The organism is Nitrospira sp. MA-1, from assembly GCA_032139905.1.
Lineage (GTDB): Bacteria > Nitrospirota > Nitrospiria > Nitrospirales > UBA8639 > Nitrospira_E.
The window spans coordinates 165,905-180,232 of sequence record JAQJDB010000002.1 but is presented as its reverse complement, the minus strand read 5'-3'; the positions used below and the strand labels follow the sequence as shown (position 1 = coordinate 180,232).

12 protein-coding genes are annotated in these 14,328 nt (G+C 49.8%); 1 reads left to right on the top strand and 11 read right to left on the bottom strand.

Annotated features, from left to right (window positions below; genetic code table 11):
• Positions 1-9 precede the first annotated feature (9 nt).
• From PJI16_01630 to PJI16_01605, 6 genes are read right to left on the bottom strand one after another with little or no spacing between them, the layout of a single operon-like run.
• The gene (locus tag PJI16_01630) at positions 10-1,815 is read right to left on the bottom strand and encodes a BatD family protein (protein ID MDT3776259.1); all 1,806 of its coding nucleotides are present in this window, start codon (positions 1,813-1,815) and stop codon (positions 10-12) included.
• Entirely contained in the window at positions 1,812-3,725 is a 1,914-nt protein-coding gene (locus PJI16_01625; protein ID MDT3776258.1) for a VWA domain-containing protein, read from the bottom strand. The genes PJI16_01630 and PJI16_01625 overlap by 4 nt, the downstream gene beginning before the upstream one ends.
• Before the next feature lies 1 nt (position 3,726).
• Positions 3,727-4,776, bottom strand: coding sequence for a VWA domain-containing protein (locus PJI16_01620; GenBank protein ID MDT3776257.1), 1,050 nt, complete (start codon positions 4,774-4,776; stop codon positions 3,727-3,729).
• Positions 4,773-5,270 carry a DUF4381 domain-containing protein gene (locus PJI16_01615; GenBank protein MDT3776256.1) on the bottom strand — a complete coding sequence of 166 codons (498 nt, stop codon included), beginning with the start codon at positions 5,268-5,270 and terminating at the stop codon, positions 4,773-4,775. The genes PJI16_01620 and PJI16_01615 overlap by 4 nt, the downstream gene beginning before the upstream one ends.
• A gap of 15 nt (positions 5,271-5,285) precedes the next feature.
• Positions 5,286-6,293, bottom strand: a complete 1,008-nt coding sequence (locus PJI16_01610) for a DUF58 domain-containing protein (GenBank protein MDT3776255.1) — start codon at positions 6,291-6,293, stop codon at positions 5,286-5,288.
• Positions 6,277-7,251, bottom strand: a complete 975-nt coding sequence (locus PJI16_01605) for a MoxR family ATPase (protein MDT3776254.1) — start codon at positions 7,249-7,251, stop codon at positions 6,277-6,279. Before PJI16_01605 ends, PJI16_01610 begins: the two co-directional genes overlap by 17 nt.
• A gap of 1,269 nt (positions 7,252-8,520) precedes the next feature.
• On the opposite strand from PJI16_01605, the gene PJI16_01600 reads away from it, so the two are divergent.
• Positions 8,521-8,829 (top strand): hypothetical protein, encoded by a 309-nt coding sequence (locus PJI16_01600; protein MDT3776253.1) that lies wholly within the window; start codon positions 8,521-8,523, stop codon positions 8,827-8,829.
• A gap of 153 nt (positions 8,830-8,982) precedes the next feature.
• Here the strand turns inward: PJI16_01600 and PJI16_01595 are convergent, their stop codons facing one another.
• The 5 genes from PJI16_01595 to PJI16_01575 all read right to left on the bottom strand — a co-directional run bounded on the left by PJI16_01595 (position 8,983) and on the right by PJI16_01575 (position 14,312).
• The gene (locus tag PJI16_01595; protein ID MDT3776252.1) at positions 8,983-9,135 is read right to left on the bottom strand and encodes a DUF5989 family protein; all 153 of its coding nucleotides are present in this window, start codon (positions 9,133-9,135) and stop codon (positions 8,983-8,985) included.
• Between the two features lie 14 nt (positions 9,136-9,149).
• Positions 9,150-9,554 (bottom strand): SxtJ family membrane protein, encoded by a 405-nt coding sequence (locus tag PJI16_01590; protein MDT3776251.1) that lies wholly within the window; start codon positions 9,552-9,554, stop codon positions 9,150-9,152.
• Between the two features lie 18 nt (positions 9,555-9,572).
• Complete coding sequence (locus tag PJI16_01585; protein MDT3776250.1) at positions 9,573-11,441, bottom strand: carbamoyltransferase; 1,869 nt, start codon at positions 11,439-11,441, stop codon at positions 9,573-9,575.
• Positions 11,442-11,591: 150 nt separating this feature from the next.
• Positions 11,592-12,383 (bottom strand): dienelactone hydrolase family protein, encoded by a 792-nt coding sequence (locus PJI16_01580; GenBank protein MDT3776249.1) that lies wholly within the window; start codon positions 12,381-12,383, stop codon positions 11,592-11,594.
• 165 nt (positions 12,384-12,548) lie between these two features.
• Entirely contained in the window at positions 12,549-14,312 is a 1,764-nt protein-coding gene (locus tag PJI16_01575) for a glycosyltransferase family 39 protein (GenBank protein MDT3776248.1), read from the bottom strand.
• Positions 14,313-14,328 lie beyond the last annotated feature (16 nt).

The following is a 14,328-nucleotide window of genomic DNA, read 5'->3' as shown; positions in this document are numbered from 1 at the left end:
CCTCTCCACTCAATGGAGATACAACGGGGGCAACTCTTTAGCGTGTTTGTGAGATTTTGGCGCCTTGGCTGTTATGGCCGGCTTGACTGTTTCCCAAAACTGCCGACCATCCCATGTCCCTTGTTCTGTGGAGTTAGTATACAAAGTCCGATCAAGGTTCCAAATGGCCGTGGAAATCGCTTCCTGATCAGAAATAGGCTGACTCAATATACGCTCAACCAATCTCAGGCTCCGACAGGGACGCCCTTCTTCCTTGAATGAAGCCCATTGCAGTAGCGCATCGCGCGTTTTTTTTGCCGACTGTTCAAAGCATGCGGTCTTGACGACTTGAATAGCTTTTTTTTCCGATTCAAATTTCCCATCATCTTTTTTCGCTGGCTCCTCACTCCGTCCATTCCGCTTTTGACGCTCTCGCCACCAGGCCGCCAGGGTCACCAACCACAACAGCAAGCATCCCCCTGTTATCCAGGTCCATGGTAATTGCTCGGCACGATCAGAGATGCCGATGTTAGCCGGCATTTGGGCATTCACTTGATGATCACCCTCTATTGAAGTAACAGACGGGGCCTGAACCGATGTGGGAACCTGTGCTGAGGATCCTGGTGGAGCCGTGCCGAGAACCGTCAGAACCTTAGCGGGGAGGTTGGCTTCTTCCCAGCGGGAAGTCTCAATGTTCCACCAGGGAACATGAATAGCGGGCAACCTCACTGTGCCAGGTTGAGTCGACACAAACACGAATTTTTCTTCCCTGGACCCTACTACCCATTTCCCATCAAAATCTGTTTGGGTTTTGGCCTTGTCCGGATAGATCTTTACGATGGGTTGTGAGGGCATTGTCACTTCAGGCAGTTGCTCCCCACGCTGACCTTTTGCACGCATCACGATGGTTCGAGTAAGGGAATCCCCTATTTGAAGTGTATCGGTATCACCCGACCATGTTTCGGTGAGGGTGAGTGCTTTCGCCGGCAGCCAAAAACGCCCATTCAAATCTGGCGGAAGATCTTTGACCGTGAGCTCAATCTTCGGACTTCGCCTATGAATCGATTGTGAGGTTTTGAAAGGATTTCCCCCCAAACTCCCGGACCGATTGCCAAATAACTCTTCAAAGAGCCTCCCACGGGTTCGTCCATCCTGCACCGTTCCAGAAAAGAGGACCTCGGGAATAACATGAGCCCCGCTTTGTTGCGGGGTTATCACATACCGACGCTCGGTGATATGATACCGCCGCCCGCTGCGAGTGGCTTCGTAGGAGGCATCCTTTCCGACGCGCTCCACTATGCCCCAATCAATTTCCGGTTCATCTAATCGGCCTTCCTGAACGGAAATCGCACTGACCAAACGAAGCGTCAGAAGAACCTGCCCTTGAAGATGGGGAAAATGTGAGTCCACATCCGCTTCGAGGAAAATATCTCGCTCCTCGTTCGCGCCGCTGCGGTGATTCGGCTCATTGACCATCAGTGGAATGGGGCCAGTCTGATGAGGACCCACGGCGATAGGAGGAATGGTCACTGCTCCTGTTCGCTTTGGCGCCAGCGTCGCAATCCATCGAACCAAAGAAGTGGTTTGCATATTGATGATTGAAGTTTGTTGACTCTGGGTGGTGCCCAATACATCGAATTCCGCGTCTAAGCTATCCCACTCTGGCGATTCACCGGAAGCAGTCTGATCCGTCTCCAAGATGAGCTGGAAGGTCTCATCTGCCATGACCGGATTCCGATCCACATAGGCCCTGACCGTTTGGGCCGAAACAGGAGTGCTAAGCCCCATCATTCCAAGGCAGACAACCATCACCAATAGGCATCTCAAAATTCTCACCAGCGTTTTCCTTGAGAAAAAGTGGACCCTCCAGCCTCTACACGGCGTTGATGCTCCAAAAGAAACTTTCGGCGTAACAATCCGCCGGGATCATCAGGGATACGGCGAAGCCATTGTTGGAGAACCTGTTCAAACTGCTGCCTTTCCCGTATTTGGGCCGCATCCACGGCAGAGGTCACTTCCGAATGCTCCGACTGATCTTCCGAATTTTCTTCCATTGTTGATGGAGGGGACAGCAGCTTTTTAGCTTGTTCCGCCTTTAAAGGATCTACCCCTTGCGCCTCTCTCTCAATATTTTCTTCAGAAGCCTGTTGATTACCATTCGACTGGTTAGAGGTCGTGGCAGGATCCGCCCCGGATCCGACCGTCTGGTCTGATTTCTCTTGTTTTCCGTTTTGAGAGTCAACTTTTTCCGAATCGGGTTGTTTGTGGGCTGAGTCTGAAGCCTCCTCTGGGTTTTCTCCTTCAACTCCGGTTTCATTCCTATTATTTTTCTGTTTTGCAGAGGAGTCATCCGATTTTTGAGATTGTTCTCCTCCCTGATCCGCAGATGATGGTTCATCCAGGAGCTGCTTGATGATTTCTAGATTATGTTTGGCATCTGCGTGATTTGGCTGCTGAGTGAGAGCTGTTTGATAGGAGGCCATTGCTTCTTCATAACGACCGAGACGAGCCAAGGCATTGCCTCGATTGTAATGCCCCTCCGGCGTATCAACTATGGAAAAGGCTTCTTCTGCTTCCTGATATTTCCCGGCCCGATAATGGGCTATGCCCTTCCAACCGGGGTCTTGAAATAAGGCTGCCGCTTGTTCCGGGGCCTCACGCTCTAATGCCTTAATCCCCTGTTGATCGGGACGAACCCAGAGATTTTCCCAGGAAAAAGCCTCGCTGATCTGAGGAATAAGCAGGAATGCCAGCAGCATTCCTAACCATCCCGGTCGAAATGCGGGCAATGCCAATACCAGGAGCAGGAGGACCAGCCAGGGTCCCTCCTCTCGCCACAGATCCGTTGTTCGCTGTTCAGATGTTGAAGAGGATAGCGCCCTCGTGGGCATACTGGAAGGTAAGACCCGATTGATATCCTGATCGTCCGCGGTCACCGTGGCATAACGCCCTCCTCCTACTCGAGCGATAGCTTGAAGAGACGGAATATCTAATTTGGGAATAACCACCGCTCCATCCTGATCTTTGAGGAATCCGCCTATTTCGGGAATAGGGGCTCCATCGACCGTCCCAACACCAAGCACAGACACACGCTTCCCTTGACGGCGTAACTCTTCAGCCATATTCAATGTTGCAGGATCTCCCTCACCGTCCGTCAGTAATAGCACCTCTCCCTTTGCCTGCCCGACGTGTTGAAGGAGTTCATGGGCTTTCTGCAAAGCGAGATCAGTACGGCTACCCTGGGATGGCATGAGTTCTGTCTCGAGGGATTGCACAAGAGGCACCATGGTGTTGACATCATCAGTCAGTGGCGACACCACGAAAGATTCACCGGCATATACTACCAGAGCGGTTTGCCCTTCCTTCCTGGCCTTGAGCATATCAAGAATTTTGTGTTTGGCTCGGGTCAACCTGGAGGGAGTCACATCCTGCACATCCATTGAACGGGATAAATCCAAAACCATCACCAACGCCGATTCTGCTCGAAACACAGGCTGGGGTAATTGGGACCAGACGGGCCCGGCAAGAGCAAAAACCGCCACAGTCCAACCTAATCCGAGAAGCACGAGAGGCATGCGATGCGTCGCTCCCTCCGTCCCCACCAATAAATGAGGGAGTAAATGGGTATCACACACCGACTCCCATATCTGAGCTGTTCTCCCACTCCTGGCTGCCAGCAGAAAGAGCCCGAACAAGGGAAGCAATCCCCATAACCATTCCGGTCGTAAAAAATGAAACATGGACATTTTATCGTCCTGCTCGTGCTGGGATCCCTTCCGCCTTCCATCTTGGTCTGAGAAACCAATCCTTTTTCCAGATGAAAGACATGACCGTTACACACGAAAGGGCCAAGGCAAATCCTAACGGCCATATATATAATTCGGTCGTCGGTCGAAACAGTTCCGTTTCAGTTGTCGCCGGCTCGAGACGATCCAATTCTTCATACACCTTCCTGAGTCCCTCAGTATCTTTCGCACGTAAGTACAACCCTCCGGTCCGTTGGGCAAGAAGGCGAAGGGTATCTTCATCCAAATCGCGAGAAGGATTCACAGTCTGTGTGCCAAAAAATGATGCAATTTCCATTCGATCGGCACCGACCCCGATGGCATAGATTCGAATACCTTGTTCCTCAGCCAACGCCGCCGCTTGTGTGGGTGACACTTCTCCCGCAGTATTGGCTCCATCGGTTAATAGCACCAATACCCGGCTTCCCGCCGGTTGTTCCTTGAGTCGTTTCACGGCAAGGCCGATCGCATCCCCAATCGCGGTTTCCTGCCCCGCCAGGCCAATTTCTGTTTCCGTCATCATAGCCTTTACCGTGTCCCGATCAAATGTCAGAGGTGTCTGCACGTAGGCCTGGGAGCCAAATACAATCAAACCCACTCGATCGCCAGTTCGGCGAGCGATGAACTCCCCGGCTGCAGCCTTCACAACTTCCAAGCGGGTGACTTCCCGCCCGTTCACCGAAAAATCTGGAATTTTCATGCTTCCTGAAATATCGACTGCCAACATCAGATCTCGCCCACTGGTTGGCAACCCGACAGGGTCACCACTCCACTGGGGACGGGCTGCCGCCAGAAGCAGAGCAGACCAGATGATTATCCCCACCCAAAACAATGTTGAGCGCCTGGAACGATTCGCTTCAATCAACTGGCTGGATTGAAGACTCATGATGTCTTCAAAGTGCGGCACTTTCATGGCGCGACCGGATGAATTGGACACAGAAGGTGCCCAGCGCTGCACCATCCAGGGAAACAAAACAAACGCCAACGCCCACGGCCAGGCAAACGTCATCATGTCCTCTCCCTCCCATTGGGAGGAGTCACGTGCTGAATCCAATGTTCGACCAATTGCATCAGCTCGTTTCCCGACACGACCGCCTGCTGCTGGTATGGCCCTGAACTCAACAGATGGCCAACTCCGGCAGTGAATTCATTAGTCCGACCCGACCGATCTAAAAACTGCAGCCATGATACTCCTACTAATCCTGCTACCTCTGTTCGAGGAAAAGTTACCATGGCATAGCGGCGGACAATGGTTGAAAGTCGTTGAACCAGCCATTGATCATCTCGGTGAGTGTCATAGTGCTGTTTGATCGCACCAAGCTCATGCATTGCAAGTCGACGCGCCTGTGTCCGACGTCGATTCCTCAGAATCCACAGGAACACCATGCCTCCCATCATGACCAAACCGAAGGTAATCCACCAACCCGGGGCTGGAGGCCACAGAGAAATCGGGGCTGGCAAATGCACATCCCGAAGCTCTTGTAGGAGAGAACCTGATGTCGGCATGCTAGCCCATTCCCGTTATGCCATGCTGTGTTGGGCGCTTCGGCGATGCCCGATATCCTGTAACCCACCCCGTAATTGGAAAAGAATATCGTCGTGGGTTCCCAATGAAATGAATCCGATTCCACGGGTCAGGCATAGCGTCCGGACATCTTCATAACGTTCCTTGAAGCACGCTGAATAGGATTGGATTGTTTTGGCAGATCCTGTATTCAATATTCCCGTTCGTATACCGTCCGTTACAGGATATTGGCCGGCAGGTGGCGGCTCTTGCTCCAATTTATCATACATGAATATCACCACCACATCCTGGTGTCCGCCCAACCGAATAAGGGTCTGTTTGGCCTGCTGGTCCCAATCCCGAAAATCACTCAAAAGAAAAATGAGGCTTCCGGGCTTCGCGGTTGCCTGGACTCGATTTAAGGCCAACTGAAGAGGTGAGACAGAGGGATTCTGCTGTTCATTCACCTCTGACGGGTGCACACTATCTTGAGCGAGGAGGTTGAGAAGTTGAAGGACCCCGGTTCTTCCTCCTCTGGGTCTAAGTTCCACATGGTCCACATCTGAAAAAACCACCGCCCCAATCCGGTCTCCTCGCTCTTGCGATGCCCAACCCAATAATGCGGCAGCATGCGCTGCTATGACTGACTTAAAGGCCACTTTGGTCCCAAATCGCATTCCCTTTCTATTATCCACTACGAAGAAGACGGGTCGCTCCCTCTCTTCGCGAAAGACCTTGAGATAGGGTTCATGAGTTCTCGCCATTACCCGCCAATCCATGAGGCGCACATCATCGCCCGGTTGATACCGGCGAGACTCCTCAAAATCCATGCCTCTGCCCTTGAATGGAGAACGCTCTCCGCCAGCCAACAGGGTATGCACCCGTTTCCGCGTTTTGATTCCCAATACCCCTGTCTGGTGACGCATATTGATGAGATCGGCGAGCCGAACCTCTACTCCCTGAAATCCTGCAGGACGGTTCGGTCTGAATTCTGATGGTGATGGCGTTTTACGGAACGGCCACATGATTCAAAATTTCTGAGATCACCTGATCGGTCCTGATCCCCTCCGCTTCAGCTTCAAAAGTCAGTAATATTCGGTGGCGCAACACATCATGGGCCACAGCCTGTATATCTTCCGGCGAAACATAATCACGTCCTTCCAACCAGGCATGCGCCCGGGCACACCGCTCCATTCCGATGGTCGCCCGGGGACTGGCTCCAAACCGGATCCACCGCTTCAGCATGGAGCTATAGGGGCCGGGCTCACGCGTGGCCATGACTAATTGGACGATATATTCTTCGAGTGCCGGCGCGAAATATATATCCCACATCTGCCGACGAGCCGCCAGAATGACTTTTTGAGGCACCGGGGGGGGGGGGGGCATTCCATCCCCAGGAATCGCCCTCGCCTGTCGACGAACAAGCTCGGCAATCTTTCGCTCTCCTTCCACATCGGGGTACTTCACCCGGACATAGAGAAGAAACCGATCCAATTGGGCTTCCGGCAACGGATAGGTCCCTTCCTGCTCAATGGGGTTCTGTGTAGCCATGACTAAAAACAACTCGGGCAAAGGATAACTGGTCCGCCCGATCGTTACTTGATGTTCGCCCATGGCCTCTAATAAAGCTGCTTGCACCTTGGCCGGCGCTCGATTGATTTCATCGGCGAGGACCAGATTGTGAAAAATCGGCCCTGGTTGGAAGCGAAAGGAGCCGTCATTGGGACGATAGATATCGGTCCCGGTAATATCAGCTGGAAGTAAATCCGGGGTAAACTGAATCCGGTGAAAATCGGCCTCAATTCCAGAAGCCAACGCTTTAATGGCAGTAGTTTTGGCTAAACCTGGCGCACCCTCAACCAGAAGATGTCCATCAGCCATCAGAGCAATCAATAGCCTGAGAGTGAGGCCCTCTTGTCCAATTACCTGTTGATTCAGGAAGGCTCGAAGCCTTGATAGCTGCTCGTGTTCAGATCCAGACATGTGTCTTGATGTGAAACCGGTGGGTTCCTGTAGTCAAATTACTAATGAGTCCCTTATTGAATGGCACAGGATAACTTCACCCTTCGGGGGTCTGAAGTCCTCTTATTAATAATAAATTACCATTTTTGAGAGTCAAGAGGTAATGCGGGGAAACGATATTCTTACCAAAAAACCACAGATCCCTTTCCCCCTTGTAGAATTCTTTGAGAATCAGATGGAGGAGAATACGAAAGGGATGCCAACTTCGACCATAACCCGCATATCGGGGAGCAGTGTGAAATGAATGGTAGTGAATTGCCCTGGAAAACGACCAGGAATTTTAATTGTGTCAGGTGAGCAAATGGCACTTGAATCAAATGCACATGCTCCATCCTCTCCGCAACCGTTATGCCTCATCGTATGAGGAGTTGCCGTTGGATTCTCGCATAAATGGAGATTTCCGAGGTCAATCAAGCCTGTTGAGGAGTAAAAGACGGCGCAAATCTCTCAACTAAACTGAATATGAGTGGAACTACCCCACGCCCACGTAGTGCTCATTAACATGCATAATCCCAGAAAATTTTTGCACAGTGCCTGTCGACAACCCTCAGGTTTTCTATTCACGAAATGGTTATGTTTAATATTTTCTTCTTCTAATTTCATAATTCCTATGAATTCGATCTTTTTGTGATCGTCATCCTTTTCATTTGGCGGTTTTTTAGTTTTTGAGTTTACATTTCAAAAACTAATGAAATACCACTACTTTCCCAGAGTAACTTTCATTTACCTCTCTCAACAGTTCTTCCCTAATTTGCGCCACTTGCCCATTGCCATAGTCCAGTTTTAACATCAAGGCTTGGACCTAAATATCCCGTCAATCAATGCGGTGACCTTATGCTGTATTGCACACCATCAAGAAATCCTCCTCACCCTCTTCACGAGAAGTTAAGCAAGATTTAGCCTAGATTAAGTCTCGCGCGGGTGTGAATGGGGACTACGTTCTTCCTGGCTTTAGCAAAAGTGAGAAGAAGGGGGATCCCAGGATTGATTTAAGATTTACTTCCTGTTTAAACCCTCAAACCAAACGAAGGTATGCCATAGCCAAGTGAAGCACTGAATCATCTTTGGCCCAATTGCCTGTTCAAACGAAATCGGTAATACCCACAATTAAAAAAACGGGAGGGCGCCAAAATTGGAAGACAACCAAAGAGGTCTTCGATAAAAAATAAACTAGGTTCTGGTTCTGTACCCCTGATTCCCGATCGTATCGAACAAAAAGGAGGGATGAACATGAACCGTAAACTATGCGCAATTAACGTAATAGGGAGTGTCGTATTTGGAAGTGCCTTAGCCCTGGGAAATCCTGGAATGCTGCCGGACCATCCGGGTTATCCCATGGGAGACGCCAAATCCCCGGTGACGGGCCAGTCGGTAGCCAATGACCCGGGTCAATCTCACCCCAGCCGGGATGAATCGCTCCAACAAGCTTCCGGATTTCATGATTCACATACCATGAATCCTGGAAAGGAAGAACGCCCGAATATTGTGCCGCCTGGGGGATCAAAGGCCATGAACACAAAGAGTGATTCCGGCAAGTAGGGTATAAGTCTGCAAACCGTCCCCGAACAATCGGGAGCACCAGGGGGTCTGAAAAGGAGGGAGCTTAAAGCTCCCTCCTTTTTTTATTTTCTATGCAAGCTTTTGCCTGCCACTCAATCAGGTTTCCTAGTAGCTCCATTCCTCCCCTTCGATTTAGAACAAGGTATAGATGAAGGGGGCAACGGCTGAACCCTCACTTAGGATTATAAGGCCGCCGAGCAATAAGAGCATGATGATGATGGGGGCAAGCCAGAACTTTTTTCGTTCCCGCATAAAGTCCCACAATTCCCCAAGAAAACCTGTCATCTGTTTTTCCTCCTTTAGAAGGGTTTCAGCACATGGTCTGCGGACCTGGCCTTTTTGGGAATGCGATAGCTGTTCGCTTTGGGATCATAACCAAGTTGCAATGGTCGTTTACCTAATACTCCCATGACGAACGCCATGGGAGTAAACATTCCAAAGAACATTAGGCTTAATATTATTCGGGAATTGATCCATCCTAATTTTTCCCCGATTTTCATCCAGACTCGATGTAAGGGACCCAGACCTTTTGGATAAACCATTCCCATTGCCCCAAAGGTCCCGGCAACAAGACTTGCCCATACTCGAATGCCTTCTCCATGAATGACCAATGGCCATAACGCTACTATCAAAAAGACTCCGCCCATTAACAAGCCAAACGAGCGAAGATCCTTTGCAGTTGGTTGATAAATCGTTGATGTCATGTCATTATTCTTTCCCGCTTAATCCAATTCAAACTCATTCATCCACGCTTCATCCTTAGGCACCGGCTTTTGATGTTCCTTCAAGACGAGACAATTTTCCAGCACCAGGACGTCCATCTCAGTCCGCATAAAACACCGGTAGGCATCTTCAGGCGTGCAGACAATCGGTTCGCCTCGAACATTAAATGAGGTATTGATCAACACCGCACACCCGGTTTGTTTTTCAAACTCTTGCAACAATTGATAGTAGCGAGGATTGGTATCAGGTGACACCGTCTGAACCCTGGCAGAATAATCCACATGAGTCACTGCTGGAATATCCGATTTGGGAACATTCAGCAGATCAATCCCCCAAAGTTTTTGTAGATCCGGTTGTACCGCTCGTCGTCGCTTCTCGGCAACCGGGGCCACCAGTAACATGTAAGGACTATCGGTATCCATCTCAAAATACTCTGACACTCGTTCTCTTAAAACCGATGGTGCAAAGGGACGGAAGGATTCCCGATATTTAATCTTTAAATTCATGACCGATTGCATTTTCTCGCTACGAGGGTCACCCAAGATACTTCGTCCCCCTAAAGCCCGAGGACCAAATTCCATGTGCCCCTGTAACCATCCGATGACCTTTCCCTCAGCCAAATACTCCCCCACTCGACGATACAGGTCTGAATCCTCCACGCGCTCATACCTGGCCTCAAGCTGTTGAAGGCTGGTTTCTATTTCCTCGTTAGAAAAGCGAGGCCCTAAATAGCTACCTCGCATCGAATCACTAGAGCCCTGACATACCCGAGGCTGATTCAGATAGCTGTAATGCACATTTAACGCCGCCCCCAACGCGCTCCCCGCATCGCCTGCCGCCGGCTGAATCCACAGCCCGCTGAATGGTCCTTCCCGCAGCACTCTCCCGTTTCCGACGCAATTCAAGGCGACCCCTCCGGAAAGGCAAAGATTGGAAAGGCCTGTTTCTTGTTGAAGACTATTGGCAAGGCGCAGCATGACCATCTCGGTGACTTCTTGTACAGACCGGGCCAGATCCATTTCCCGCTGGGTGAGAGTACTTTCCGCCTGACGCGGAGGACCACCAAATATGGCGTCGAACTTATTGTTGGTCATCCGTAATCCGGTACAGTAATCGAAATAGTCCATATTGAGCCGGAAGGTGCCATCCGGCTTCACATCCACCACATTATCCAAAATTGTTTTCAAATACTTAGGCTCTCCATAGGGAGCGAGCCCCATGACTTTATATTCACCGGAATTGACCTTAAATCCCGTATAGTATGTAAAGGCGGAATACAGCAGCCCGATGGAATGAGGGAAGGGAATTTCCCATAGAGGCGTTAATTGGCTCCCGCGTCCAACCCATGCTGAAGTGGTGGCCCACTCGCCGACCCCGTCCATACACAGGACCACGGCCTCCTCATAAGGGGAAGGGTAAAAGGCCGCAGCGGCATGAGATTCATGGTGCTCCCCAAAGAGCAAAGGTGGCAATTTCTCCTTTTTTTCGAAATTACCCACCTGACGAAAAGCCTTTTCTAATAAAGTTCGCAGAAACAGCTTTTCTTTGATCCAAACCGGAATGGCGGTCAAAAAAGATCCTAGTCCCTTCGGGGCATAGGACAAATAGGTTTCCAACAAACGTTCAAATTTGACAAAAGGTTTGTCATAGAACACCAGATAATCGACGCCGCGCAGGCCAACCCCCCCTTGCCGCAGACAAAACTCCACTGCATGGTTCGGGAACCCGGCATCATGTTTCTTTCGCGTAAACCGTTCTTCTTGGGCAGCCGCTACAATCTTGCCATTCTGGATGAGACAAGCCGCACTATCGTGATAATAGGCCGAGACGCCTAAGATTGAAGTCAATTTGCCGGTTGGCTTGGTCATGTTTTCCTTAGATTAAGGGCTTTCCTTAAGAATTGAGACTGGTGTTACCAGGCAGAAAAACCTCGAACCCTACTTTTTCGGTGAAAATCAAAGGGACTTAAGAGATCCTCTTTTCTGTTCATACTATCGATAGAAAAGAGCACACTCAACTCATCGAAAGATTTCGTCAAAGAACAACTTCATATACCCCCATGATCGTCGATTGGCTTGTTCCTGGTATTGTACCCCCTCCATGCCATATTGATTGGCCGAAGGATTAGTAAATCCATGTTGGGCGCCTCCAAAAACCACCATGTGCCAATCAAACCCAGCTTCGCCTAATGCACGTTTAAATTTTGTAATGTGGTCCTGGCTAAGAAAGGGATCAGCCTCTCCGTGGGCAATGAGGATTTTTACTGAATTCTTATTAGAAAGAGATGCGGACGGAAGAGGGAGCGACCCATGAAAACTCACGACTCCTTTGACCGGTGCCCCATCATACACCATTTGCATAACCGTTGCCCCTCCAAAACAATACCCAATAGCCGCTAACCGGGTTTGGTCTACCAGGGGGTTAGCCTGAAGAAGCCCTAATCCCTCTCTCCCCCTGGCCTGCCACATCTCTACATTGGCGGTGATCTGTTGCATCCATTGCCGGGCGTCATCGGGATGAGTGGTCACTTTTCCCTTTCCATACATATCCACAGCCACCGCCACATATCCCAAGGCCGCCAATTGTTCCGCACGTTCTCTGACATATTCATTCAGGCCCCACCATTCGTGGACAACCAAAATCCCCGGACGCTTACCTTTTATCGCATCATCCCAGGCAACGACCCCTTCCAAAGCAACTTCTCCATGGTTATAGGGGATAGTTGTAATCTGTACTCTGGCTTCCACTAGCGAAGACCACCCACACACAATCATGAGGAGAAATAGACCCAATCGATAGTAATAGTTCATGATTTCTACTTTTTTGATGGATTGGTATAAAATATGGATCGGAATACCGACTCAGAAATGATAACGATCTAGAACTATTTCTTCCATTCATTGACCTGAATTGCTTCAGGAAGGGCTAGATACTAATTTTACGGTAAATTTAGCAGTTGGCAATCTTTTTGGCATTCATTGCTTCTGGGGTTCCAAAGAATCCGCCAGCTGTGTTCTCCAATCGAGGGAAAGGAGCACAATGTTCTTTTTTGATCGGTAGAACTCAAACAACACGATGGCATTCAAATTGGGATCACCGGAAATAACTCGTTGATACTGGTCTTTCGTCATCATCACCATACGGGTAGATTGTTGAACATCCCTTTTCAGTTCTTCAAGCGCCAGGAAATCTCCAAGACCCTTTCCCACAATTCGTGAATAACCGTGGAGATAGTCCCAATAAAATTCATCTTCATCCTCTCGCCAATCCCATGACTGAAACACCAATATAGGGTCGGTCTGATTATTCAGACGCCGTTGATTTTCGTCAAAGGCCAGCCTGGGAGAACCTTCCGCCTGAATACCTGGGATAATAAACCCTGTTACTGTCACCATAAGGGCTATGCCCAACACCCCAACACCCACCAGACCCATTCGCAGATAATTCTTCATGGCCAGGCCAATCATCATCAGGCCTAAGATACCTAATCCCAGTCTAAGCGCCAGAGGAATGATGTCCAACGGAACATGCCATTTTTTTTGTATCAGGATAGGTCCGAGAATTACTGCAACAACAAAAACAATACCCAAACATCCTAACATGCCCCTCAACGGGCCCCATCCATCTGATGCTGACGTTTCATATAGCAATCGATGATACACATACCCTACCAATAAACCGAATGCTGGCAGGAGAGGCATGAGATACCGTTCATGTTTTTCAGGAGCCAGACTCAACGCCACAAAATATACCACCACCCAAAGAAAGACCCACAATTCTTTTGGCGACTCAAGCCATGGTCGACGTTTCCAGATGAGAAAAAGGCCCACAGGAAATAAGGCCGACCAGGGGAAGGCATCGAACCAGATTACCAGTCCATACCAAAAAATGGGACGTTTCCCCCAATAGGCCTCCCACGCAGAATGTTTTTGATCTCCCGAGACGGTGATCATGCGTTTGAGATTTTCTTCAAAGAAAAAATGTTGTCTGAATTCCTGGCCAAGCAACAGGTAATAGACGCCCAGCAACAAACCACTCAAGACGACTCCCACCCAAAAATACGGTTCACGAAACACCCGCCTGTCCCGGCGCAACCATAAGAATATTCCCACCACCAAAATCGGTAGGGCTAAGGCATGTAACGTTTTGACCATCGAGCCCAAAGCCAAAGCCACAAAACCGACGACATACCACCCTTGAGACGACTCCTGAAAATACGCGCGGGCCCAGGCATACATCCCCACCGTCATACAAAACGTTAACACAGGATCAATAATGGCCAAGGGACCAAACCACAAGCCCGCATAACAGGTCGCGCAGACCAGTGCGCCCCAAAATCCTGCCATTCCTGAAAATAACAACCGGCCCAAGAAATAGGTCGTGATCATTGTTCCCATACTGGAAACAATCGATGGTAACCGTAACGCCGCCTCACTCCATCCCAACCCATGAATAAATCCCGCCTGAAGCCAAAAGAAAAGAGGCGGTTTATTAAAATACGGTTCCCCCCGCAGCCACAGATGCACATAATCCTCCGCCGCCATCATGGTGTGGGTGACAATGGCATACAAACCCTCTGTTTCCCCAAACAGAGAAATCGAGGCATTGTAACTAAACGCCAGAAAACCAATGACTAGAAGAAGAGGAATATGGATAGCAGGGCGCTCAAGGAAGGCACCCCAGGAGGTATTCATCAGAATAAAAGAGAGATTTCGTTGCCCATGATGGTCATTTCCCACTAATTTAGCGGGAACA

Coding starts and splice junctions, on each gene's coding strand:
- PJI16_01600 (MDT3776253.1), top strand. CDS start 8,521: ATGAACCGTAAACTATGCGCAATTAACGTAATAGGGAGTGTCGTATTT.
- PJI16_01610 (MDT3776255.1), bottom strand. CDS start 6,293: ATGTGGCCGTTCCGTAAAACGCCATCACCATCAGAATTCAGACCGAAC.
- PJI16_01615 (MDT3776256.1), bottom strand. CDS start 5,270: ATGCCGACATCAGGTTCTCTCCTACAAGAGCTTCGGGATGTGCATTTG.
- PJI16_01590 (MDT3776251.1), bottom strand. CDS start 9,554: ATGACATCAACGATTTATCAACCAACTGCAAAGGATCTTCGCTCGTTT.
- PJI16_01580 (MDT3776249.1), bottom strand. CDS start 12,383: ATGAACTATTACTATCGATTGGGTCTATTTCTCCTCATGATTGTGTGT.
- PJI16_01585 (MDT3776250.1), bottom strand. CDS start 11,441: ATGACCAAGCCAACCGGCAAATTGACTTCAATCTTAGGCGTCTCGGCC.
- PJI16_01605 (MDT3776254.1), bottom strand. CDS start 7,251: ATGTCTGGATCTGAACACGAGCAGCTATCAAGGCTTCGAGCCTTCCTG.
- PJI16_01625 (MDT3776258.1), bottom strand. CDS start 3,725: ATGTCCATGTTTCATTTTTTACGACCGGAATGGTTATGGGGATTGCTT.
- PJI16_01595 (MDT3776252.1), bottom strand. CDS start 9,135: ATGACAGGTTTTCTTGGGGAATTGTGGGACTTTATGCGGGAACGAAAA.
- PJI16_01620 (MDT3776257.1), bottom strand. CDS start 4,776: ATGATGACGTTTGCCTGGCCGTGGGCGTTGGCGTTTGTTTTGTTTCCC.